The 23,251-nt window shown below is 66.3% G+C and carries 20 protein-coding genes and 2 tRNA genes; 8 read left to right on the top strand and 14 right to left on the bottom strand.

Annotated features, from left to right (window positions below; genetic code table 11):
* Nucleotides 1–23: 23 nt before the first annotated feature.
* Both NNX35_RS15285 and NNX35_RS15280 read right to left on the bottom strand, forming a co-directional pair.
* Nucleotides 24–755 (bottom strand): GAF and ANTAR domain-containing protein, encoded by a 732-nt coding sequence (locus tag NNX35_RS15285; RefSeq protein ID WP_255868221.1) that lies wholly within the window; start codon nt 753–755, stop codon nt 24–26.
* Nucleotides 756–913: 158 nt separating this feature from the next.
* Nucleotides 914–989, bottom strand: a tRNA-Arg gene (locus tag NNX35_RS15280).
* Between the two features lie 303 nt (nt 990–1,292).
* On the opposite strand from NNX35_RS15280, the gene NNX35_RS15275 reads away from it, so the two are divergent.
* On the top strand, nt 1,293–3,179 hold the full coding sequence (locus NNX35_RS15275; protein ID WP_255868220.1) for a phosphoenolpyruvate carboxykinase (GTP): 1,887 nt from the start codon (nt 1,293–1,295) through the stop codon (nt 3,177–3,179).
* 67 nt (nt 3,180–3,246) lie between these two features.
* Here NNX35_RS15275 and NNX35_RS15270 read toward each other — a convergent pair whose 3' ends face one another.
* Both NNX35_RS15270 and NNX35_RS15265 read right to left on the bottom strand, forming a co-directional pair.
* The gene (locus tag NNX35_RS15270; protein ID WP_255767423.1) at nt 3,247–3,699 is read right to left on the bottom strand and encodes a hypothetical protein; all 453 of its coding nucleotides are present in this window, start codon (nt 3,697–3,699) and stop codon (nt 3,247–3,249) included.
* A gap of 2 nt (nt 3,700–3,701) precedes the next feature.
* Nucleotides 3,702–5,108, bottom strand: a complete 1,407-nt coding sequence (locus NNX35_RS15265; RefSeq protein ID WP_255868219.1) for a phosphomannomutase/phosphoglucomutase — start codon at nt 5,106–5,108, stop codon at nt 3,702–3,704.
* Between the two features lie 97 nt (nt 5,109–5,205).
* Here NNX35_RS15265 and NNX35_RS15260 point away from each other — a divergent pair, with 97 nt between their 5' ends.
* Nucleotides 5,206–7,362 (top strand): RecQ family ATP-dependent DNA helicase, encoded by a 2,157-nt coding sequence (locus NNX35_RS15260; RefSeq protein ID WP_255868218.1) that lies wholly within the window; start codon nt 5,206–5,208, stop codon nt 7,360–7,362.
* Between the two features lie 64 nt (nt 7,363–7,426).
* Here the strand turns inward: NNX35_RS15260 and NNX35_RS15255 are convergent, their stop codons facing one another.
* Nucleotides 7,427–8,269, bottom strand: coding sequence for an alpha/beta fold hydrolase (locus NNX35_RS15255; protein ID WP_255767426.1), 843 nt, complete (start codon nt 8,267–8,269; stop codon nt 7,427–7,429).
* 153 nt (nt 8,270–8,422) lie between these two features.
* Here NNX35_RS15255 and NNX35_RS15250 point away from each other — a divergent pair, with 153 nt between their 5' ends.
* Nucleotides 8,423–8,998: a hypothetical protein gene (locus tag NNX35_RS15250; protein ID WP_255767427.1), complete on the top strand. Its 576-nt coding sequence runs from the start codon at nt 8,423–8,425 to the stop codon at nt 8,996–8,998.
* On the opposite strand, the gene NNX35_RS15245 is transcribed toward NNX35_RS15250, so the two are convergent.
* Nucleotides 8,961–9,797 carry a crotonase/enoyl-CoA hydratase family protein gene (locus NNX35_RS15245; protein ID WP_255767429.1) on the bottom strand — a complete coding sequence of 279 codons (837 nt, stop codon included), beginning with the start codon at nt 9,795–9,797 and terminating at the stop codon, nt 8,961–8,963. The genes NNX35_RS15250 and NNX35_RS15245 overlap by 38 nt on opposite strands.
* Nucleotides 9,798–9,886: 89 nt before the next feature.
* Between NNX35_RS15245 and NNX35_RS15240 the strand changes: the two genes are divergently transcribed.
* On the top strand, nt 9,887–10,444 hold the full coding sequence (locus tag NNX35_RS15240) for a hypothetical protein (protein ID WP_255767430.1): 558 nt from the start codon (nt 9,887–9,889) through the stop codon (nt 10,442–10,444).
* A 40-nt stretch (nt 10,445–10,484) separates the two neighbouring features.
* Here NNX35_RS15240 and NNX35_RS15235 read toward each other — a convergent pair whose 3' ends face one another.
* The 4 genes from NNX35_RS15235 to NNX35_RS15220 all read right to left on the bottom strand — a co-directional run bounded on the left by NNX35_RS15235 (nt 10,485) and on the right by NNX35_RS15220 (nt 14,537).
* The gene (locus tag NNX35_RS15235) at nt 10,485–11,525 is read right to left on the bottom strand and encodes an aldo/keto reductase (RefSeq protein WP_255868216.1); all 1,041 of its coding nucleotides are present in this window, start codon (nt 11,523–11,525) and stop codon (nt 10,485–10,487) included.
* 11 nt (nt 11,526–11,536) lie between these two features.
* Nucleotides 11,537–12,163: a GNAT family N-acetyltransferase gene (locus NNX35_RS15230; RefSeq protein ID WP_255868215.1), complete on the bottom strand. Its 627-nt coding sequence runs from the start codon at nt 12,161–12,163 to the stop codon at nt 11,537–11,539.
* Between the two features lie 82 nt (nt 12,164–12,245).
* Nucleotides 12,246–12,333 (bottom strand) — tRNA-Ser (locus NNX35_RS15225).
* 74 nt (nt 12,334–12,407) lie between these two features.
* Nucleotides 12,408–14,537, bottom strand: coding sequence for a prolyl oligopeptidase family protein (locus tag NNX35_RS15220; RefSeq protein WP_255868214.1), 2,130 nt, complete (start codon nt 14,535–14,537; stop codon nt 12,408–12,410).
* Between the two features lie 98 nt (nt 14,538–14,635).
* Between NNX35_RS15220 and NNX35_RS15215 the strand changes: the two genes are divergently transcribed.
* Nucleotides 14,636–16,657, top strand: coding sequence for an FAD/NAD(P)-binding domain-containing protein (locus tag NNX35_RS15215; RefSeq protein ID WP_255863692.1), 2,022 nt, complete (start codon nt 14,636–14,638; stop codon nt 16,655–16,657).
* Nucleotides 16,658–16,868: 211 nt separating this feature from the next.
* On the top strand, nt 16,869–17,819 hold the full coding sequence (locus NNX35_RS15210; protein WP_227923933.1) for a zinc-binding dehydrogenase: 951 nt from the start codon (nt 16,869–16,871) through the stop codon (nt 17,817–17,819).
* Nucleotides 17,820–17,893: 74 nt separating this feature from the next.
* Here the strand turns inward: NNX35_RS15210 and NNX35_RS15205 are convergent, their stop codons facing one another.
* From NNX35_RS15205 to NNX35_RS15195, 3 genes are all read right to left on the bottom strand, one after another.
* The gene (locus NNX35_RS15205; protein WP_255767440.1) at nt 17,894–18,352 is read right to left on the bottom strand and encodes a hypothetical protein; all 459 of its coding nucleotides are present in this window, start codon (nt 18,350–18,352) and stop codon (nt 17,894–17,896) included.
* Nucleotides 18,353–18,446: 94 nt separating this feature from the next.
* Nucleotides 18,447–18,638, bottom strand: coding sequence for a hypothetical protein (locus tag NNX35_RS15200; RefSeq protein WP_255868213.1), 192 nt, complete (start codon nt 18,636–18,638; stop codon nt 18,447–18,449).
* A 214-nt stretch (nt 18,639–18,852) separates the two neighbouring features.
* Entirely contained in the window at nt 18,853–20,346 is a 1,494-nt protein-coding gene (locus tag NNX35_RS15195) for an aldehyde dehydrogenase family protein (protein WP_255767442.1), read from the bottom strand.
* Between the two features lie 241 nt (nt 20,347–20,587).
* Here NNX35_RS15195 and NNX35_RS15190 point away from each other — a divergent pair, with 241 nt between their 5' ends.
* A complete protein-coding gene (locus NNX35_RS15190) occupies nt 20,588–21,247 on the top strand; it encodes a hypothetical protein (RefSeq protein ID WP_255868212.1) in 660 nt (219 codons plus the stop codon).
* Nucleotides 21,248–21,368: 121 nt separating this feature from the next.
* Nucleotides 21,369–22,292, top strand: coding sequence for a PRC and DUF2382 domain-containing protein (locus NNX35_RS15185; RefSeq protein WP_255767444.1), 924 nt, complete (start codon nt 21,369–21,371; stop codon nt 22,290–22,292).
* A 72-nt stretch (nt 22,293–22,364) separates the two neighbouring features.
* On the opposite strand, the gene NNX35_RS15180 is transcribed toward NNX35_RS15185, so the two are convergent.
* Nucleotides 22,365–23,159, bottom strand: coding sequence for an alpha/beta fold hydrolase (locus tag NNX35_RS15180; RefSeq protein WP_255868211.1), 795 nt, complete (start codon nt 23,157–23,159; stop codon nt 22,365–22,367).
* Nucleotides 23,160–23,251 lie beyond the last annotated feature (92 nt).

Here is a 23,251-nt window from a genome sequence, read left to right as displayed (position 1 = left end):
GCGGAGCAACCGGGTAGCTTGTCCTACCCGTCGAAATACGTTTCTGCGGGTCGTCCGTTCACCGAGGCCACCACGGATTCGGCGACCTCGCGCAGTTTCATGTTCCGGTGGCTGGAGGCTGCACGCAGGACATCGAAGGCCTGCTGCTGGGAGCAGCGGCTCTGTCCCATGATGATGCCGATGGCAATATCGATGCTGGTGCGGGAACGCATGGCGGCCACAAGGTCCTCTGCCCTTGCGGTTGTGTCGGTAATGCGGATGGCCAGCCGTACGGCTGCCGCAGCGTGCCGGGCAAAACTCTCAGCCGCCTGCACCGTGGCGTCGGGAAAGGCGTTTTCGCGGTCTGCGTACAGGTTCAGGGCGCTGAGGTAGTCGCCGGACAGGGCAATGGGCACGGCGAGGATGGAGCGCAGGCCGTGACGGGAAACCTCGCTGGTGTAGCCCGGCCAGCGCTGCTCGGCGGCCAGGTCCTTCACAAGGACCGTTGTGCCGCTGCGTGCTGCGGTGAGGCAGGGGCCATCGCCGTAGGAATACTGGATCTCATCCAGGTGCCTGGCCTCCTCGCTGCTGCTGGCAACGACACGGGGCCGGGATTTGTGCAGGAGCGTCACGGCGCAGGAGACGGGGCCGTCCGGCCCGGAGAATTCGCGGGAGGCCAGGACTGCTGACCTGTTGAGGAAATCCTGCACATCCGGGCTCTCCAGCACCAGGTCTATGAGTACCGAGGGCAGCTGCGTGGAATTCGGACTGGGCATACCGGCGTCCTTAGGGGTCCGGCCGCTGCGGGAAAGGCCTTCCGGCGCAGGCTGCCGGCCCGGTTGCTTACCGACCACCCTACGCAGGGCAGGAGTGGGTATCCAGAGACAACAAAAAACCCGGCCCGATCAGTTGTCCTGATCGGACCGGGTCCGAGTGGTGCGCGCGAAGGGATTCGAACCCCCAACCTTCTGATCCGTAGTCAGATGCTCTATCCGTTGAGCTACGCACGCATAAGAACTATTGTATCAAAACCGATTCTCATCGGTTTCTTTCAAGTTCTTCCGTGGCTGTTTGGCCGTAGATAACTATAGCGGGCTTTTGAGGGCAACACCAATCGAGAAGCATGTCGTCTGTGTCACTAGACCGGTCTACGTGACCTTGGTCACATTGGAGTAGGCTGGAGGCCCTGATTCTCTTGGATTTGTGGGACCGATCACGAATGCGGCAATAAAGGTGCGATCTTTACCGGCAAAGCGTCCCGAAAGGCACAACTAGCATCAAAACACACCACTGACCCAACGAAGGGAAGAGTCATGGGCCATGACGCGCGTCAGCTAGTTCTTGATGAGAACGGCGAGAATGCTGCAAGCCAGCCGCTGGACAGCACCACGGGAGAGGCTGCTGCACCCACCACCCACCAGGCCCTCCTTGCGTGGGTAAAAGAAGTAGCCGAGCTGACGCAGCCTGACCGCGTGTACTGGGTCGACGGTTCCGAAGAGGAAAACCGGGCCCTCACGAATGAACTCGTGGATGCGGGCACCCTGGTGCGGCTGAACCCCGAGACCTTCCCGAATTCCTTTGCTGCCTTCTCGGACCCCAAGGACGTGGCCCGGGTCGAAGAGCAGACCTTCATCTGCTCCGAAAAGCGCGAAGACGCCGGCTTCACCAATAACTGGATAGACCCGGGCGAGATGCGGGCCAAGCTCAACGGCCTCTTCGCCGGTTCCATGCGCGGGCGCACCATGTACGTGGTGCCCTTCGTGATGGGCCACCTGGCCGCGGAAGACCCGAAGTTCGGCGTCGAAATCACCGACAGCGCCTACGTGGTCGCCTCCATGCGCATCATGGCCAACATCGGCACCGACGTGCTGCGCAAGATGGAAGAGCTGGACGCCTTCTTCGTGCCGGCACTCCACTCGGTAGGCTTCCCGCTGGCCGAGGGCGAAGAGGACGTCACCTGGCCCTGCAGCGACGAGAAGTGGATCGTGCATTTCCCCGAGGACCGCTCCATCTGGTCCTACGGTTCGGGCTACGGCGGCAACGCGCTGCTGGGCAAGAAATGCTACGCCCTGCGCATTGCCTCCATCATGGCCCGGGACGAAGGCTGGCTGGCCGAGCACATGCTCATCCTCAAGCTCACCAGCCCGGAGAAGAAGGACTACTACGTCTCCGCCGCCTTCCCCTCGGCCTGCGGCAAAACCAACCTGGCGCTCCTGGACCCGACCATCGAGGGCTGGAAGGTCGAAACCCTGGGTGATGACATCACCTGGATGCGGTTCGGCAAAGAAGGCGAACTGCGTGCGGTGAACCCGGAGGCGGGCCTCTTCGGTGTCGCTCCCGGCACCGGCTGGAGTACCAACCCCAATGCCATGCGTGCCATCGCCAAGGGCAACTCCATCTTCACCAACGTGGCACTCACCGACGACGGCGGTGTCTGGTGGGAAGGCATGACGGATGAGGCGCCGGCGCACCTCACCGACTGGCTCGGGCAGGAATGGACGCCCGACGCCGGCCGCCCGGCAGCGCATCCGAACTCGCGCTTCTGCACGCCGATCGACCAGATCGACATGCTGGCAGACGAATACCACTCACCGAACGGGGTTCCGGTCTCGGCCATCCTGTTCGGCGGGCGCCGCAAGACCACCGTTCCCCTGGTGACGGAGGCCCGCGACTGGGCCAGCGGGATCTTCATGGGCTCCACGCTGTCCTCCGAAACCACCGCTGCCGCCGCCGGACAGGTGGGCGTGGTCCGGCGCGATCCGATGGCCATGCTTCCGTTCATGGGGTACGACGCCGGCGACTACCTGCGGCACTGGATCGAACTCAGCGGCAAAGCCAACCAGGAGAAGCTGCCGAAGATCTTCCTGGTCAACTGGTTCCGCCGCACGGCCGACGGCGGGTTCGCCTGGCCGGGCTTCGGCGACAACGCCAGGGTGCTCAAGTGGGTCATTGAACGCCTCGAGGGCAAGGCGGATGCGGTGGAAACCCCCATCGGGTTTGTGCCCACGGGGGATTCCATTGACCTCACCGGCCTGGACATGACCCCCGAGGACGTGGAGCAGGCCGTCCGCGTGGATCCGCAGGAGTGGGCCACCGAGCTGGACGGCATCGACGAGTGGTACCACCGCTTCGGTCCCACCCTGCCGCAGGAACTGAAGGACCGGCTGGCCGAGCTGAAGGACCGCTTCGCCACCGCCTGACCCGCAGGTAAAAGGGAAGCCCCGCCGAAACGCCGGCGGGGCTTCCCTTTTACAGTGCTAGGGCTGGTTACTCAGCGTCGGCCCAGACGATGGGCTCGCCGCCCTCCCAGATGGGTTCGTTGAACGTCCACTCGCCGTCCTGCTCCGAGTAGGTCTGGATGGCGGAGATGCAGACGCCTTCGGAGTGTTCGGTGACGATGTGGATGGCGTCGGTGTTTTCCTCCGGCAGGTGGATGTCGGAGAACACGGCGACCGCGCGGTTTTCGCCCTTCTGCTCGGTCAGCACCGTGTAAAGGTCCTCGATCATCGAGTCCGCATCCAGGTCCTCGTCGCTGTCCTCGGGGGCGACGGCGATCATCCGCAGTTCGCCGTCGTTCTGCACCACGAGCGCGGCCGGCAGGAACGCACCCTGCGCCTCAAGCTGCTCCTGCGTCACGCCGAGGGCGGTGCCCAGCAGGGAGTTCAGGTCCTCCTGGACCTCGGCGGAGGGCTCTGATCCGTTCAGTTCTACATCAGCCATTGTTATTTCCTTACTAGTTTCAATACGTGGTCGCGGACCCGCTCCATGGTGGGCAGATCCTCTGCTTCAGCGTTCAGACGCAGGAAGGGTTCGGTGTTGGACGCGCGGAGGTTGAACCACCACGAGCCGTCGTCGGCGGTGAACGTCACACCGTCGAGGGTGTCCACCGTGACGCCGTCGCGCTCGAATTCGGCGCGGACGCGGGCAACGGCGGCCGGGACGTCCTCGACCCGGGAGTTCACTTCGCCGGAGGAGATGTACGGCTCGTACTCGCGGGCCAGATCCGAGAGGCTGCGGGGCTGCTCGCCCAGGGCCGCGAGCACGTGCATGGCCGCAAGCATGCCGGTGTCGGCGTTGTAGAAGTCGCGGAAGTAGTAGTGGGCGGAGTGCTCGCCGCCGAAGACGGCCCCCTCGCTGGCCATCACTGCCTTGATGAAGGAGTGGCCCACCCGGGTGCGGACGGCACGGCCGCCGTCGTGCGCCACCAGTTCGGGCACGGCGCGGGAGGTGATCAGGTTGTGGATGATCACGGGTGTCTCTTCGCCGGCGGCCTTGGCCCGGGCGATCTCGCGGCGTGCGACCAGGGCGGTGACGGCGGAGGGGCTGACCGGCTCGCCCTTTTCGTCGATCACGAAGCAGCGGTCGGCGTCGCCGTCGAAGGCGAGGCCGATGTCGGCGCCGTGTTCGACGACGGCGGCCTGCAGGTCCCGCAGGTTCTCCGGCTCCAGCGGGTTGGCCGGGTGGTTCGGGAAGGACCCGTCCAGTTCAAAGTAGAGGGGAACAATGTCCAGGGGCAGCCCGGGCAGGATGCTGTCGCCGAGCACTGCGGGGGTGGTCATGCCGGCCATGCCGTTGCCCGCATCCACCACTACCTTCAGCGGCCGGATCCCGGACAGGTCCACCAGGTTGCGCAGGTACTTGGCGTAGTCGGTCAGGACGTCCCGGACGGAGATGGAACCCGTGGCCGCCGCCGCCGGAATGACGCCCTCGTTCAGGTACTGCTCGGCGAGGGCCTGGATCTCCTTGAGCCCGGTCTCCGAGGAGATGGGCACGGCGCCGGCCTTGGCCATCTTGATCCCGTTGTACTGCGCCGGGTTGTGGCTTGCGGTGAAGGTCACCCCGGCCGCATTCATCACTCCGCAGGCGTAGTAGAGCTCATCGGTGGAAATCAGGTCCAGCAGGAGCACATCGGCGCCGCGGGAGGTGGCGCCGCGCGCGAAGTCGCGGATGAACTCGGGAGAGGACGGACGCATGTCACCGCCAACCAGTACCGTCTGCCCGGACAGGCCCTGGACGTCTACAAACGCGGCCCCTACGGCCTCGACGATCTGCGGGGTGATGGTCTCGCCCACGACGCCGCGGACGTCGTAGGCCTTGAAGGACGCGGAGAGGTCGAATGCATTGTTCACGTTGGCCAGTCTATAGGGGGCGCCCGCCGCGGCGGTCTTGTCCACAGTTCAAATCCGGTGCAGGGAACAGTTCCAAGGGGCTGGGATAGTGGATGGTATGGAAAGCACTGATACGCAAGGCACCGCTTCTGACACTGTTTCCGAAAGCACGCGTTCGCTGCACAGCGAGGCTGTGGAGCTGCTGCGGGCGCTGGTGGGCAATGACTCCGCGGAGTTCCACCAGGACCAGTTCGAAGCCATTGAGGCCCTGGTGGCCGGCGGACGCCGCGCCCTGGTGGTCCAGCGCACCGGCTGGGGCAAGTCCGCGGTGTACTTCGTCGCCAGCCTGCTGCTGCGGGCACGGGGGGCAGGTCCCACGCTGATTGTTTCCCCGCTGCTGGCGCTGATGCGGGACCAGGTGGCCGCCGCCGCGCGGGCCGGGGTCCGTGCCGTGGCCATCAACTCCGCCAACCAGCTGGAGTGGCAGGACATTTCCGCGAAGCTCGAGGCCGACCAGGTGGATGTGCTGCTGGTTTCTCCGGAACGGTTGAACAACCCCGGGTTCCGCGAGCAGCACCTGCCCGAGCTGATCCGGCGTTCCGGGCTGCTGGTGATCGACGAAGCGCACTGCATCTCCGACTGGGGCCATGACTTCCGTCCGGACTACCGCCGCATCCGCCACCTGATTGAGCGGCTGCCCTCCACGGTTCCGGTGCTGGCCACCACTGCCACGGCCAACAGCCGCGTGGTGAAGGACATTGAGGAACAGCTCGCCGCCGGTGGCGAAGACGTCTTCACCATCCGCGGCCCGCTGGCCCGCAAATCCCTGCGGCTCGGTGTCCTGCGGCTGCCCAACCCCAAGGCGCGCCTGGCCTGGCTGCTGACGCACCTGGACGAGCTGCCCGGCAGCGGCATCATCTACGCGCTGACCGTCTCCGGCGCCGAAGACACCGCCCGGCTGCTGCAGAAGGCCGGACATCCGGTCCTTGCCTACACCGGCCGCACCGACCCCGCGGACCGGGAAGAGGCCGAAGCCGCCCTGAAGGAGAACCGGGTAAAGGCGCTGGTGGCCACCAGTGCGCTGGGCATGGGCTTCGACAAACCCGATCTGGGCTTCGTGATCCACCTGGGCGCGCCGTCGTCGCCGGTGGCGTACTACCAGCAGGTGGGTCGTGCCGGCCGCGGCACCCCGAACGCCGATGTGCTGCTGCTGCCGGGCGCGGAGGACCGTGATATCTGGCAGTACTTCGCAACATCCTCCATGCCGTCCGAGGGTCCGGCCACCGCGGTGCTCTCCGAGCTGGCCTCCGGGGAGGTGCTGTCCGTCGGTGTGCTGGAGACCCGGGTCAACCTGAAGCGCTCGCCGTTGGAACTGCTGCTGAAGGTCCTGTCCGTGGACGGCGCCGTCGAAAAGGTGTCCGGCGGCTGGCGGGGCACCGGGCAGCCGTGGCATTACGACCGGGAACGCTATGAACGCATTGCCGCTGCCCGGGTGAAGGAACAACAGGCGATGCTCGATTACGAGAGCACCACCGGCTGCCGCATGCAGTTCCTTTCCCAGCAGCTCGACGATCCGGCAGCCGCGCCCTGCGGGCGCTGCGACAACTGTGCCGGCCGCTGGTTCGGCGACGACGTCGCGGCGGAGGCCACCGACAACGCGGCCCAGGCGTTGGACAAGGTTGGCGTGGAGGTGGATCCGCGCGGAATGTACCCCTCGGGCATGGACCGGCTGGGTGTGCCGGTCAAGGGCAAGATCAAGCCGGACCGGACGGTTTCCAGCGGGCGTGCCCTGGCCCGGCTGACCGACCTGGGCTGGGGCGGACGGCTGCGGGAAATCTTCGCCCCGGGCGCCGAAGACATGCCGGTGGACTCGGCACTGCTTCACGGCTGCGTGCAGGTCCTGGCGCAGTGGGGCTGGGCCGAACGCCCGGTGGCCATTGTGTCCATTCCGTCCCGGTCCCGGCCGCAGCTGGTGGACTCGCTCGCGAGCGGCCTCTCGGAGCTTGGCCGGATTCCGTATCTGGGGACGCTCCAACTGCCGCACGGCGGACCCGCAGGCGGCCCCGGCGGCAACAGTGCCTTCCGGCTGGCCGCCGTCTGGGACCAGTTTGCGGTTCCTCCGGAAGGGGCCGCCTGGTTCGCGGCGAACCCCGGACCGGTGCTGCTCGTGGACGACTTCGCGGACAGCCGCTGGACCCTCACCGAAGCCGGGCGGGTGCTGCGGGAAGCAGGGGCCGAAGCGGTGCTGCCGTTCGTGCTGGCGCTGAAGGCCTAGCGGCGCCCTGCGGTGCAACAGCGGCGGGACGGGCGAACCCGTGCCGCCGCTGAGTTCCCACCGGTTATTTGCCAACGAATTCCAGCAGGGCTGAGTTGACCTCGGCGGCATGCGTCCACAGGAGGCCGTGGGGTGCGCCGTCGATCTCCACGTAGTCCGCTGCGGGGACCAACTTCCGGAAGCGGCGGCCCGTGGCGTCGATCGGCAGGATGTTGTCCGCCGTGCCGTGCAGGATCATCACGGGCTTGCCGCTTTCGCGGACGGCATCTACGTCGGCCCTGAAGTCTTCAATCCAGGTGGGCACCACGGCGTAGGCGGCGACCGGCGCGCTGGAGATGGCCACGTTCCAGCTGGCGGTGACGGCCTCCTGGCTGATGCGGCTGCCCAGGTTCTCCTTCAGGTTGTAGAAATCGGAGTAGAAGTTGGTGAACCAGGCGTAACGGTCTTCGCGGGCGGCTGCTGCGATGCCGTCAAACACTTCCTGCGGCACGCCCTCGGGATTGTCTTCCTTGGCCACCAGGAACGGCTCGAGCGAGGCGAGGAAAGCGAGTTTGGCGATGCGGTCATGGCCGTGCCGGCTGACGTAGCGGGCCAGTTCCCCGGTGCCCATGGAGAAGCCGACCAGGATCACGTCACGGAGGTCGAGCGTCTCCAGCACGGTGTTGAGGTCCGCCGCGAAGGTGTCGTAGTCGTAGCCGGAGCCGACTTTGCTTGACTGCCCGAAGCCGCGCCGGTCATAGGTGATGACACGGTAGCCTGCCGCGAGCAACTCGCGGGTCTGGCGCTCCCAGGAATGGCCGTCCAGGGGATACCCGTGAATCAGCACTACCGGCTGGCCGGCGCCCTGGTCTTCGTAGTAGAGGTGGATGGCGGTGCTGTTTTCGGTGCCAGCTTCGATGTAACCCATCAGGGGTTCCCCTCTCGGATCGGGCGGGAACGGCCGTTCCCGTTGCGAGGAAGATGCTAAGAGAAGGAACGCCATTCGGTAAGCGTGCGGGCTGCCCGCAAATGCTGCAGACTCTATCCGGGAGGCGGCACGTGTAGCCGGGAGGGGAAGCGCATGCGTCAGGATGATTCGCAAGAGCCGGGCACCAAACGCAGGGCGGACCACAACGCGACACGGTGGCTGGCGGCGGCGACAGGTGCCGGAGCAGTGCTGGGCGCGGCCTGGCACCTCGCTGGCAAGCTCCCTTTCCTTCCGCAGAACTGGTTCGGCTCCCTGCTTGTCGGTTTCGGCGCCGGGATCCTGGCCGCGGCGCTGCTCGTAGTCGCCTGGGTGCTCACGGCACGGTGGGAGGGCAGACGGGGGATCCGGCAGCAGCGGGGAGCCCTGGCAGCGCTCGCAGGACTCGCAGTGTTCAGCGTTCCCTTCACCCCGGATCTGGTCTTCAGCCCGGTTTTCGGGGCTGCCCTGCTGCTGCTTGCGGTGCGGACCCGCGATGCCCGGACTGCGGCGATGGGCATCACGGCACTTGCTGCAGCGATCGTGCCTGCGGTGTTTCCCGACCTGCCCGGGGCGGCGGTGATGCTGGGGCTGGTGACCGTTGCCGCCCTCTCGGTCGCGGTGCGGCCGGGCAGAACCTCGCCCTCCGGAAACCCTACCGGCCGCGGTAAACCGGCGGACGCCGTTCAGTGAAGGCAGCGGTAGCCTCGCCGAAATCGTGGCTGGCCAGGAACGCCGTGTTCCAGACCTGCACATAATCCAGCCCATCCTGGACCTGCGCCTGGGTCCGCCGGTTCATCACCTGTTTGACGCCCTGCACCACCAACGGGGGATTCGCAGCTATCTGCACGGCCAGCTCGCGTCCGCGCGCGACGACGTCGTCCGCCAGTTCCGTGACCAGGCCGAGGGACGCGGCGCGGTCGGCGTCGAAATCCTCTCCGGTCAGGGCCAGCTGCCGGGTGGCGCCTTCACCGATGATGGCGGGCAGCCGCTGCAGCGAGCCGAGATCCGCCACGATGGCTACCCGAACCTCACGGACGCTGAAGCGCGCGGTGCGGGAGGCAATACGGATGTCCGCTGCGGCAATAACGTCAATGGCTCCGCCGATGCACCAGCCGTCCACCGCTGCAATGACCGGCTTCGCGCAGCAGGCCAGCGAGGTGACGGCGTCCTGGAGGTCCTTGATCTGCCGGAGGAAACCTTCGCGCAGCTTGGCATCCATGCCGCCGGCGGCGAGCAGCGGCGCGAACAGCGGAGCCATGGCGGGCAGGTCCAGGCCGTAGCTGAAATTCCCGCCGGAGCCGTAGAGCAGGACGGACCGGACGGCGTCGTCGGTGCTCAGCGCGTCAAACACTGCGGGCAGCTCGGCCCAGAAATCCGGTCCCATGGCGTTGCCTTTGGAGGGTCCGATCAACTGCACTTCGGCCACGCCGTCATGAATTTCGACACTCAGGGATTTCAGGGAAGGCAGTGAAGCGGCGCTGGACGTCATGGCATCTCCGTTGATTTGGGCGTCATTGTGCTGGACGTCAATATACCGGTCGTTTTAAGGCCCGAAGAAAGCAAAGCTAGGATCAAGGTATGGAGCTTGCGGTTATCATCCTCTTCGTCCTATCCATCGCTGTTTTGAGTGCGCTCTGGGGCAGGTTCGAGAAGCGCCGCGCCGCCAACCCCAAGCCGGAGGCAGGCGCTTCCAGCGGTGCCGACGGTTCGGGCGGTGCACGCCCGGCGCGGCCGGCACGGCCTGCACGTCCCCGTCCCGAGCCGGCGGCAACCGGCACGTCGCCGCAGGCCGCCAGGGATGCTGCCGCGCTGCTGAGCGCAGATCAGCACCGGCAGATCTATGCCGCCCTCGGACAGGGCCAGCCGGTAAAGGCGCTGAAGCTCTACGCGATGTTCACCGGCGCCGGCATCCGTGCCTCGGGGGCTGCCATCACGAACATGGCTGCGCACCCGCAGCCGTATGTACGGCCCATCCCGGATCCCGGGTCCGCGGCCACGCCCGACGCCGCGAAGCCCGGTGCGGCCGCGCCGGATGCAGCCAAACCCGCAGCCGGGGCAGAATCAGAAGCGGTCCGGGAAGAAGAGATCAGCAAATGGGCGCAGAAGCTGCGCCCCGAGGACTTCCTCAAGCCGTAGGGCATTCAGGGGGCCCGGAACTCCCAGGGGCACAGCAGCGTTACCGCCCGGCCCGGCCGCCCTCGAGCAGACGCTCCCGCTGGTTCCGGCCGTCCGGACCGTACGGATAGTTGCCGACCTGCGGGACGCTCAGCTCCGTCAGGCGCTGCTTTTCCTCGTCGGCCAGCACCAGGAACGCCGCCCCCAGGTTGTCAGCGAGCTGGTCCGTCGTGCGCGCGCCGAGGATTACCAAGGTCACTCCGGGACGGTCCGCCAGCCAGGCCAGTGCCACCTGTGCCGGCGTGGCGGAGTGTGCGGCAGCCACCGTCCGCAGTTCGTCGACGATCCGCCAGGTCCGCTCGTTGTGGCTGCGCAGGTCCCACCCCTGGAACTGCCGGGTGGGGTTGTCGCCCACGCGCGTGTTCCCGGCGGGTACCGTCTCGCGGTGGTACTTGCCGGTGAGCCAGCCGCCGGCAAGCGGCGACCAGGGCAGCAACCCCAGCCCGGCGTCGAGCGCTGCGGGAACAATCTCGGATTCGATCTCCCGCTCAAGCAGGTTGTACTGCGGCTGGAGCGTGACCGGTAATGCCCAGCCGTGTTCGCGGGCCACATAGACAGCCTTGGTCAGCTGCCAGCCGGTGAAGTTGGAAAGCCCGTAATAGCTGATCTTCCCCGCGGTGATGGCGTCATTGAGGAAGCCCAGGCTCTCCTCGAGCGGAGTGCAGGGATCCCAGGCATGCAGCTGGTACAGGTCCACGTGGTCCACGCCCAGCCGGGTCAGGGAGTCATCCAGCGCGCGGCGCAGGTGGCGCCGGGACGTGCCCAGGTCGTTGGCCCCGCCGCCCATCGGGAAGCGCCCCTTGGTGGCCAGGACGACGTCGGCCGCTTCCATTGGATGGGCGTGCAGCCAGCGGCCGATGATCTCTTCGGACGCACCGGTTGTGTAAACATCCGCGGTGTCCACGAAGTTCCCGCCGGCCCGGACGTAATCGTCGAGGATGGCGTGCGAGGCCCGCTCATCGGATTCGTTGCCGAAGGTCATGGTGCCCAGCGCATAGTTGCTGACCGAGGTTCCACTGTTGCCGAGCAGTCGCATTTCCATGGATAGTTCCTTCACGGTAGGGAAGCTGGTGAACCGGCTGCCAGCTTATCCGCCGAGGGGTCTGAAAGCTCCCGGTCCCAGAGGTCCCGGCCCGGAAGCTCCCGGTCCGAAAGCAGGGCGGCGAACAACAGCGAATCCCGCCGCTTCCCGCGCACCAGCCGGTGTTCCCGGAGTCGGCCTTCGAAGGCGAAGCCGTTCTTTTCCAACACCCGGACCGAACCCGCGTTCTCCGGATGGCAGGTGGCCTCCACCCGCACCAGCCCCATCGGACCGAAGGCATGGCCGAGCAGGAGCGCTGCGGCCTCGGTGGCTAGGCCCTGCCCCCACACATCATGCGCCAGCGTATATCCCAGTTCCCCGTTGCGGTCGGACGGGCTGGTGGTCCACACCGCCGCCGTCCCCACCAGGCGGTCCTGGAACAGCACGGCCAGCGTGAACCGGGTCCTCTCCAGGGCAGCAGGTTCAGCGGCAGCATCCGCGACGAAGGCCCGCGTATCGGACCAGGTATTGGGCCCCCACGTGGACCACTGCGTGACCACCGGATCGGAGGTAAACGCGTGCACGGCGTCGACGTCGTCGGCCCGGAAATCCCGCAGCGTCACCCGCGGTCCGTGAAGCAGGAGGCTGTCCCGTGCCATAGCTGCGTGCCCTTCTGAAGCGATTCGGTGGTGAATCTAGGGTAGACGCAAAAAAACCCCCGGTTGCCCGGGGGTTTCAGCGCGGAGACGGGGGGATTTGAACCCCCGGTGGGCTTTAGGCCCACACTTCATTAGCAGTGAAGCCCATTCGGCCGCTCTGGCACGTCTCCAACTTGCAACGCCGGCAACTTCCGCTGCCAGCCTGACAAGACTACCGGCAACTTGCCGATTAGGGCAAAACGCCTCAGCCCAGTCTTCCGGTGAGCGCTTCCCAGAGGAATTCGTAGGACATGGCGTGCATCCGGGCCGACTGCCGGTTGTCCGCCGCACCGGCGTGCCCGCCCTCCAACGCTTCGTGGAACCAGACCTTGTCCGCACCCATGGCCTTCATCCGGGCAGCCATTTTGCGGGCCTGCACCGGACCTACCCGGTCATCGCTGGTGGCCGTCCAGATCAGCGTGGGCGGATAGGAAACGTCTTCCTTGATCAGGTGGTAGGGGGAGAACGTCTGAACGAACTCCCACTGCGCGGGATCGTCCGGGTCACCGTATTCGGCGATCCAGGAATAGCCGGCGGAAAGCTTGGTGTAGCGGCGCATGTCCAGCAGCGGCACCCCGCAGGACACAGCACCGAACAGGTGCGGATAGCTGGTGAGCATGTTGCCCACCAGCAGTCCGCCGTTGCTGCGCCCGGTGCAGCCCAGATGCTCCCGGGAGGTAACGCCTCGGGCCACGAGGTCCTCGGCCACGGCGGCGAAGTCCTCGTAGGCACGGTGCCGGTTTTCCTGCAGCGCGGCACGGTGCCATTCGGGTCCGTATTCCCCACCGCCGCGGATGTTGGCCAGCACATAGACGCCGTGCCGTTCGACGCCGTCGGCGTCCGTGGTGCGCCGCTCCAGCCAGCCGCGGCCCACTACTCCGCTGTACGCGGGGGTCAAGGAGGCTTCGAATCCGCCGTACCCGTTGAGCAGGGTGGGGTTGGAGCCGTCGAGCACCAGGTCCTGCGGGCCCACCTGGAAGTAGGGAACCTTGGTGCCGTCCGCGGAGACGGCGAAGTGCTGTTCGACCGTCAGTCCCGAAGCGTCGAACATGGTGGGGGAGGTCTTGACCGCTTCGGCCCGGCTGCCGTCCCGGGAACCGGGACCGGCCAGGGTGCCGCGGGACAGCGTGGACGGCGTCAGGAACCCGGTGCTGATCAGCCAGTAATCGTTGCCGGCGTCTTCGTCCTCGTCATCCACGGCGTACGCGTCCACCGAGTGCAGCGGCGGGCAGGCGTCGAGGATGTCCGCCCGCCAGCCGTCTTCGGGGGTGAGGACCAGGATTTCGGAGCTCACATCGCGCAGCAGGTTCAGCAGCAGGCGGTCCCGGGTCCAGCTCCAGGACTGCAGCGACGTGGACGCGTCCGGGGTGAAGAGGCGGTGGACGGTCCGGTTTCCGGCGGTGAATTCGTCCAGCGACGCGGCCAGAAGCGAACCGGCGGGGTGGGGAACGCCGTCGAGCTCCCAATCGGTCCGCGGCCGCAGCAGCAGCCACTGGCGGTGAACATCGACGTTCACATCCAGCGGGACATCAAGCTGCACCCAGTTGCTGCCCTCCCGCAGGAAGGTACGCGTGTGGTAGAAGTCGATGATGTCCACGGCCAGGTCCCGTTCGAAGCCGGGCGTCTGGTCCCGCTGCACCACAGCCATCATGTGGTCGTCAGGAACCTCGAAGAAGGGTTCGGCGTCCAACAAGTCCTGCCCCCGGCGCAGGATGCGGCTGGTGCGCGGGTAGGAGGAGGTAGTCATGGAACCCGGGCCGAAATCCGTCCCCACATACAGGCTGTCCTCACCGGCCCAGCTGATCCGGCTCTTGGCCGCGGGAATGTCGAATCCGCCGGACACGAAGGCTCGGTCGACGACGTCGAACTCCCGGTAACGGGCCGCGTCGCCGCCGTCGGGGGAGAGGGCCACCAGTGCACGGCGGTAGGAAACGCCGTCCTGCGGGCGCAGGAACATGGACCCGCCCCACACCCATTCGATCCCCTCGGCCGCGCTGAGCTCATCCAGGTCCAGCAGCACCTCCCACTCGGTTTCCGTTGCCGTGTAGCTCTGCCACGTGGTGCGGCGCCACAGGCCCTTCGGGTGTTCTGCGTCGCGCCAGAAGTTGTAATAGTGCTCCCCGCGCTTGGCGACCATGGGGATCCGGTCCGTGGAATCCAGGACTTCGAGCAGCCGTTCCTCCGTCTGCTCAAATCCGGTACGCGAGAGCAGGTTTTCGGTCACGGCGTTCTCGGAGCGGACCCAGTCCAGCTGCTTATCTCCGTAGATGTCCTCCAGCCAGAGGAACTCGTCGGTAGGGGCTGAATCGGCGGCGTCGAGGTTCGGGGAAGTCATGCGCCCATCCTAGCTACCGCGGCTTTCCAGTCGTGCTCGACGGGGGTGTGCCCGCCTGCCCGAACCCGTGCCGCTCCGGCTCCGGATACCCTAGATGGATGGATCACACGCAGAGTTTCCGGGTAGCTGTCATTGGCGCAGGACCCCGCGGCCTCTCCGTAGTGGACCGGCTTCTGACCAACCGGCGGGCCGGTGCGCAGCGCCAGCCCCTCCGGATTGAGCTGATTGACCCTTTTAACCCGGGTCCGGGCCACGTCTGGCGGACCAATCAGTCGCGGCTTTTCCTGATGAACACACCGGCGCTGTTCCCCACCGTGGTCCCGGCCGGGGATACGGTCCGCGACCTGCTGCCCTCGCCCGCCGGACTCTCCTTTAACCAGTGGCGCGAGCTGATGGGTGCCGGCACCCGTGCGGCGGATGGTCTCTCCGCCGGTGACCGCCAGGAGCTGGCCGCGCTTGGTCCCGCGGATTTCCCCAGCCGTCCGTTGTACGGGCGGTATCTGGAGTGGACCTACGACCAGTTGCGGAAAACCGCTGCCGACGACGGCGTGGAGCTCGTACACCGCCGCACCGAAGCCTTGGGCATCTCCCGCGAAGCGGACGGCCGGCTGATCGTCGAGCTGGAAGGACAGCAGGTCCTGGCAACGGACGCCGTGGTGCTGGCCCTGGGGCACCTGCCCGCACTGCTTTCCCCGGAACAGGCACGGCTGCAGGACGCCGCCCAACGCCACGGACTGACCTACCTTCCGCCTGCCGTGCCGGCGGACGTCGACTTCTCCCGCCTGCCCGCCGGGGAACCGGTACTGGTGCGCGGACTGGGTCTGAATTTCTTTGACGTGATGGCTGCCGCCACCGTCGGCCGCGGCGGGCGGTACGTCGCCACCGGGCAGCCCGCCGGCCGCGCCCTGCGCTACGAACCCTCGGGCCGGGAACCGCAGCTGATCGCTGCCTCACGCCGCGGCACCCCCTACCGGGCCAAGGCGAAGCTGGACTCCTACGTCCCCCGCGGAGTGCACCTCCGCTGGCTGACCCGCGAGAGGGCGCTCGCCTTCCGGGCCGACGGCCTGCTGCCCGGTTTTGACCACGATCTCTGGCCCCTGCTGCACCGTGACGCGGTCTGGGCGTATTACAGCACGCTCGCCCGGGTGGCCCCCGGCGAGCTGAACGGCACCGCCGCGCAATTCTCTGACCAGCTGGAAGCTGCCCTTAACCTTCCGGGCCCGGAGTGGGATGCCGCGAAGGAAGCGGTGCTGGACGCCTACGTCCCGTCCAACCGCCGCACCAATCTTGAAGCCCTGGCCCAGCCGCTGGGACGCCGCCCCTTCAAGGGTGCCGCCGACGCGGACAACGCCGTCCTGGCCTATCTGGAGGAGGACGCCGCCGGAAGCGCCGCCGGGGAAGACGACCCGTTGAAGATGGCAATCGGGGCCCTGAACGCCGGACGCAGCCTCTTGAAAGCAGTAGTGGCCGACGGCGGCCTGGCCGAACCTTCCTGGCTCACCGAGCTGCGGGGCTGGTTTGAGCCGCTGGTCGAGGGCCTGGCCAGCGGTCCGCCGCCGGAGCGGATCGAACAGCTGGCGGCCTTGGTCCGCGCCGGACTGGTGCACTTTGTCGGGCCGGATCCACGCTTTGACGTGGACGAGGCCCGGGGCATGTTCACGGCCTCATCCCCCTGGGTGGGCACTGAATACGCAGCTTCCACCCTGATGGAGGCCATGATGCCGCCCAACCGGGTGGACCGCAGCGTCTCACCGCTGCTGGCAGGACTGATCCGCGACGGCCTGGCCCGACCCAAGGTCATGATGTCCGCCGACGGTACCCCCGTGATGACTCCCGGGCTGGACGTTACCTTGCCGCCTTATCGGGCGGTGGGCGTCAGCGGCGAACCGGTGGAGAACCTGTTTGTGCTGGGGCTGCAGTTGTCCTCGGTCCAGTGGGGAACGGCGATTGCCGCCGAGGCCGGCGCTCCGGCAGCGGAAGGTTCACGGACGTTGCAGGACGCCGACGCGATAGCCGCTGCGGTGCTGTCCGCTGCCGCGTCCACCGCTGCGGTTCCGAATTCGCGGGCCACGGCCCCGGAACCGTCGGCCGGCCAGGACCAACCTGCTGTGCTGGGCTGAACCCGGCTTTCAAGCCTGCACGTCGCACAGTAACAGTGGCGGTGAGGGGCGCCGGAGCGGCGCGCCCAGCGCTCAGCGGCGGGTGAACCTGGCCCCTGCCAGAGTGTGCCGCGCCGATAAAATCGGCATCAGCGGGGCTGAACCACTCCATTTCGTGCTCCTATCCAGCACGGCAGCCGCCTCGCGAATCAACCCGAGAGGACACGTTGTGATGAAAGCTTGGCAGTACATGGGGGACCGCAAACCGATCCAGCTGAACGAAATCCCGGAGCCCGTTCCGGCACCCACGCAGGTCATCATTGACGTCAAGGCGGCGGGCCTGTGCCACTCCGACGTGATGTACATGGAGGTCGGAGAATCCGCCATGCCGTTCCTGCCGATGACGCAGGGGCATGAAAACGCCGGCGTGATCACCGCGCTGGGATCCGAGGTGACCGGCTTCCAGGTCGGGGACGTCGTCGGCGTATGCTCCTCCGGAGTCCAGCCGCCTACCGGCATGTTCACTCCCGGCGGCTTCGCGGACAAGCTCGCTGCGGACTACCGCGACCTGGCCCGCGTTCCCGAGGGCCTCGATATTTCCCTCGCTGCCCTCGCCACGGACGCCGGCATGACCTCCTATCACGCCATGATCAAAGTCGGGAAGGCAGCCAAGGGCATGAAGGTCGGCGTGATCGGCTTCGGCGGCCTGGGGCAGATCGGCGCCCGCGCCGCCGTCCTGGCCGGTGCCGAAGTGCACGTAGCCGAGATGAAGGAAGAAGCCTGGGCCAATGCCAAGGAGGCCGGCGTAGTTTCCTGCGTCAAGGACGCCGCGGAATGGGTCACCGACCCGCGGCGTGGCGGCGACTTCGACCTCATCGTTGACTACGCAGGGTTCGACACCACGCAGAAGGCCGTGAATGCGGTCCGGCGCGGCGGCAAGGTGGTCCAGGTTGGCCTCGGCAAGCCCACCTTCACGGTGGCGACCAACACCATCCTCGGCAAGTCCATTGAGGGTTCCCTCGGCGGCACCGTGGAAGACATCGAGGAAGTCTTCGACCTGATGCTCCGCGGCGAGATCACTCCGGGGTACGAGGAAATCAGCTTCGACCAGGTCGGTGACGGGCTTGAGCGGCTCAAGAACAACCAGGTGCTGGGGCGCTTGGTGGCCCGCTTCGGCGAATAGCTGTTAACGGCGAATAACCGTTAACGACGGCGGCTGCGCACCTTCCAAGGTGCGCAGCCGCCGTCGTTCTGTCCCTAGCCGTTGTAGGTCAGCGAAAGCATCATAGCTTTCAGTTGCTGGTAGATGTCGGTCTGCATCCAGGCCCGGGCTGCGGCGTCGTCCGCGAAGGCTCCGGGATCAATGAGGGCTTCGAACCTGATGTCGCCGTCAGACATGAAAACCGTGCCGTAGGCATTGCCGCCATCCATACCATCCGCGTCCGGCAAGCCGTCATCCTCAAGCTGGACATAGTAGCCGCGACTGGGAGATCCCGGTGCTGCGTAGGTCGGACGGGATTCAAACTGGAAATAGACAGGCTCGCCAACCTTGTTCGTGTAGCCGGGCAGTTCCTGTACGTCGTACATGATGTGCCCCGGGCTAATTACTGAGATGTTGTGGAGGTCGGCTCCACTTTCAAACTTGGCTACCGGGTTCCCGGTTGAGTCCAAAATGTTGAAGGCCGCCGGTGACAGACCGACGCTATGGGCAAGCATGGGCAGCGGTTCGGTCGGAACGGCCGACCATCCGGCCGGAAGGGTGAAGCTGTGCAGCCCGTTGGGGGTGGTGACGGTGACCGGTGCTGCCGGTTCAGGAACGGGCGTTTCCGTGGGCGCCGGCGTCGCTGACGGTGTTGCAGCAGGCGTTGTCGCTGACGCCGTCGCCGACGGTGTTGCCGAAGTGGACGGTGTGGCCGTCGGGCTCTTCGACGGTGCCGGCTCGGCGGCCGTCTCCGTGCCGCAGGCGGTCAGTAAGGCAGCGGACGCGAGAACCAAGGCGCATATGCGGCCTCGGCGGAAAAAAGAAGCGGTCAATCCAATCAATTCCCCCAGTAGTTCGGCGCGGAGTTTCCGGGCCGGTGAGAGGGAGACTAACAGTGCGCCAGACGCCCTGGGGTGTGTCGCGTTCAAGTGTAGCCAAGACGTAATACGACGGCGGCCCGCACCTATTGGTGCGGACCGCCGTCGTCGTTTACCTGCCGGTATCCGTTACCGGATTAGAACGGGTATTCCCGCGGAGCGTGCTGGACGCTGATGGTGTGGTCCGTGGTGAATTCGTCGATGGCCCACTCGCCGTTGAAGCGGCCGAGGCCGGAGTTCTTCTCGCCGCCGAAGGCAATGTGCGCCTCGTCCTGGACCGGGAAGTCATTGACGTGCGTCATGCCTGCCTTGATGCGGCGGGCGAACTTGACGCCCTCCTCCAGGTTGGCGGTGAAGACGGCGCTGGAGAGGCCGAGGTCGGTGTCATTGGCCAGGGCCAGTGCGTCCTCGGCGTCCTTGGCGCGCATGATCCCGGCGATGGGGCCGAAGATCTCCTCGCGTGCCAGCTCCATGTCCTTGGTAACGTCGGCGAAGACGGTCGGGGAAAGTACCTGGCCGTTGATTTCGCCTTCGAGCAGGAGGCGGGCGCCTTCGGACTTCGCGGTCTCGATCTTGGTCTTCAGGCCCTCGAGCTGCTTGGCGTTGATGATCGGGCCCACGACGTTCTTCGGGTCGGTCGGATCGCCGGCATTCAGCGTCTTCACGTGCGCCGTGAACTTCTCGACGAACTCGTCATAGACGGCGTCCTCGACGATGATCCGGTTCACGGCCATGCAGATCTGTCCCTGGTGCAGGAACTTGCCCATGGCTGCGGCGCGGACTGCCTGGTCAACGTCGGCGTCGGCGAGAACCACGAACGGGCTGTTGCCGCCGAGCTCAAGTGCCGTGTACTTCAGCGTGGCGCCGGTGGCGGCCAGGGCGCCGATGTTCTTGCCCACCGGTGTGGAACCGGTGAAGGAGATCATGCGCGGGGTCGGGTGCTCCACGAAGGCGTCGCCGATTTCCGAGCCGGCTCCGACGACGGCGTTCAGCACGCCCGCGGGCAGGCCTGCCTCTTCAAAGATCTTGGCGATGATGAGGGCGCCGGTGACCGGGGTGTCGCTGGCAGGCTTCAGGACGACGGCGTTGCCCAGGGCCAGTGCCGGAGCCACGGAGCGCTGGGAGAGGTGGAGCGGGAAGTTCCACGGGCTGATGACGCCGACCACGCCCAGCGGTGCGCGGTAGACGCGCAGTTCCTTGTTCGGGGTGTCCGAGTCCATGATCTTGCCGGACACACGGTGCGGGAAGGTGGCTGCCTCGCGGGTGATGGAGGCGGCGGAGGCAACTTCAATGTTGGCCTTCAGCATGGTGCTGCCGGATTCGGCGTTGAGCCAGGCAATGATCTCGTCCCGGCGTTCCTCGAAGATTTCTGCGGCGCGGGCGATGACGGCTCGGCGCTCGTTCGGGGTTTTGGCAGCCCAATCCTTCTGGGCTTCCTCTGCTGCGGCGTACGCGTCATTCAGGTCTTCGCGGGAGGCCTGCTGCATGGTCATCAGCTGCGAACCGTCAAAGGGGTTGGTGTCCGTGAGGGTCTTTTCCGAACGGCCGTCGCGCCACTGCCCGCCAATGAACTGCTTGGCGGGGATCCAGTCGGTGAGGGCCGGGGAAGTCGATTCGAGCTGAGTTGTCATGATTTCTCCTAGATGAATCTTGACGGTGTATTGCTGGCTACAACCCGGGAGAGGCCGGATCAATTCCCGACGGGGATTCCCAAAGGTGCAGAGAGCGGTCAAGGTCGAAGGGAGGAGACCTGCTGTCAAGGGCTCCAGATACTAAGTACCCTTTTTATTTCCTCCCGTTCAGCCTAGCGTTGGGAGCACCAGTGGCCAAAAGGGGAATTCCCCGGCTGCTCTTACCGCAAAGGACACCTTCATGAGCACAAGTGCAAGTGCGGCAGGGGACCGCGGACGAAAGGCTGCCGGCCAGGGGGCCGGAGAGCGCCGAGACGGTGCGGCCCCGACTCCGGACGGCACGCGGGGCGACGCGATGGACAACACCAGCCGCCGGCGGGTGGTTGAGCGTGAGAAAGCGACCTTCGGTGGAGTGAAGATCGGCTCGGCGTTTTTTGGCTGGCTGACCGCCATCGGAACCACGGTGCTGCTGAGTGCCCTGGCCACCGCCCTCGGCGCGGCAGTGCTGTTGAACGACGACAGCCCGGATGCCACCGCCATCACGATCACCGGGACCATCATCCTGCTCGTGATCCTCTTCGTGGCCTATTACTGCGGCGGGTACGTCGCGGGACGAATGGCGCGTTTTAACGGGATGAAGCAGGGTATTGCAGTCTGGGTCTGGGCAGTGGTCATCGCCATTGTGGCGGCCATCCTGGCCGCGATCGCGGGCGACCAGTTCAACATCCTGGTTGAACTCAACGGATTCCCCCAGATTCCGATGTTCGGTGACAACGCAACGGCGTCGACAATCATTGCCGCCATCGTGGCCGCAGCTGTGGCCTTGATCGGGGCCATCCTCGGCGGTCTGGGCGGTATGCGCTTCCACCGCCAGGTGGACAAGGCCGGGCTGGGGGACTGACCGGACGGGCGAACCGGCCGGCGCCCGAAGGAAACCGGCGGAAAGGTCGTGGGGGAAGCGGGGGATGTAGTTACCGAGGCAGCACCATGCGCCCGCGAGGCGCGGAACACAGGAGAACAACGTGATCACCAGTGAACAGATCGACACGATTATGAACCACGGAACCGTGGAAGGTCCGAACGGGGAAAAGATCGGCTCGGCAGGGGATATCTACCTGGATGACGAGTCGGGCCAGCCGGCATGGGTCACCACCAAGACCGGGCTCTTTGGCTCCAAGGAGAGCTTTGTGCCCCTGGCCGAAGCCTCGGTTGAGGGATCTGTTGTGCGGGTGCCGTACTCCAAAGAGATGGTGAAGGACGCTCCGCGGGTGGACAAGGACGGACACCTCAGCGACCAGGAGCAGGATGAGCTTTACAGCTACTACTCCATCGGCACGTCCGGTAGCTCCGGTACTTCCGGTACTTCCGGTACCTCGGGCCAGCGGAGCTCTGCAGGATCCGGCGTCGGGACCTCGAGCGGAAGCGGCATGTCGAGCGGAAGCGGGACCTCGAGCGGAAGCAGAACCTCGAGCGGCGGAACCTCCGGCCGGACGGAAAGCAGCCGGGGTTCAGACCACGGCCAGGTGGGGCATGACACTTCCGGCCCTACTACGGACGACGCGATGACCCGCTCCGAGGAGCAGCTCCACGTTGGGAAGCAGAGCCGGGAGTCAGGCAGGGCCCGCCTGCGTAAGTACGTCACCACTGAGAACGTCACCAAGACGGTTCCGGTCAGCCACGAGGAAGCCCGGATTGAGCGTGAGCCCATCACGGACGCCAACCGTGGCTCCGCCATGGACGGACCAACGATCAGCGAGGAGGAACACGAAGTGACCCTCCACGCCGAGGAGCCCGTGGTGGAAAAGGAAGCAGTCCCGGTCGAGCGTGTCCGGCTGGACACCGAAACCGTGACAGAAGAGGCCACCGTCACCGAAGAGGTCAGCAAGGAACAGATTGATATGGAGGGTGAAGGCGGGAGCGGCCGCGGAGGCAAAAGCAGCCGCTGATCCGAACCAGTCTCACACCAGCACCGCAGGCCGCCGGAATCCTCCGGCGGCCTGCGGTGGTTTAAGGGGTGGTCATCCGGCGCGGTCGGAGTGTTCCGCCATCCACCGGTCCAGCATCGCCGCGAAGTCCCCGCTGCTCCGCTCCGGCCACCAGTGGCCGGCGGCCACCTCCCGGACTTCCACCCGGGGAAAGCGGCTTTCCAGGCCGGAGACCAGCTTCGGCGAAAGGAACGGGTCCCGCAGCGGAACGACCACCTGCACGGGGCCGGGATAGCCGCCGTCGGGTACCGTGCCGCCCGAGCGGAACATGTTGGCCCGGTAAAGCTGCAGGCCCCGAACTCCGCTGTCGCCGATTTTCCGGCCGGCGTATTTCTCGTAGCGGGGGGTCAGCAGGTACTTCCAAGCAGCGTCGGGCAGGACCGGGACGTGGAAGGCTGCAACGTACCAGCTCCGCAGGGCCTGTGAAAGGGCCTGCGGCCAGAGGCGGGGTGAGCGCAGCCGGGTGCTGAACCAGCGCCGGAAGTGGCCCAGGTCCGGCCCCGAGATGCTGGTGTAACTGAGGATCCTGCCTTGTGCCCTCGGGTCCTGTATCGCGGCCCACCCCTGGATGGATCCCCAGTCATGGCCTACCAGATGCACTCGTCCGGTCCCGGTGGCGTTGAGGACGGCATAGAGGTCCTCCACCAGCAGCTCCAGCCGGTAGGGCGCCAAGGAACCGCGGTCCGCGGTGTTCCCTGTAAGCCGCGAGGCGCCTGCGTTGCGGGTGTCGTATGTAATGACGTGCCGGTCCGCAGCCAGCCGTTCCACTACGCCGTCGAACACGTGATGGTCATCCGGGTAGCCGTGCACCAGCAGGATACTTGGCACTGCGGAATCCGGACTCCCGTGCTGGTACACCGCCAGTTCCGAGCCCTGGCTTCGGACCGTGATCCGCCGGCCGTCGGGACGTGCCCCATGCG

The organism is Arthrobacter sp. zg-Y844 (assembly GCF_024385465.1).
Classification (GTDB): Bacteria; Actinomycetota; Actinomycetes; order Actinomycetales; family Micrococcaceae; genus Arthrobacter_B.
The sequence above is the reverse complement of the archived record's forward strand: the minus strand, read 5'-3'. Positions and strand labels throughout refer to the sequence as shown.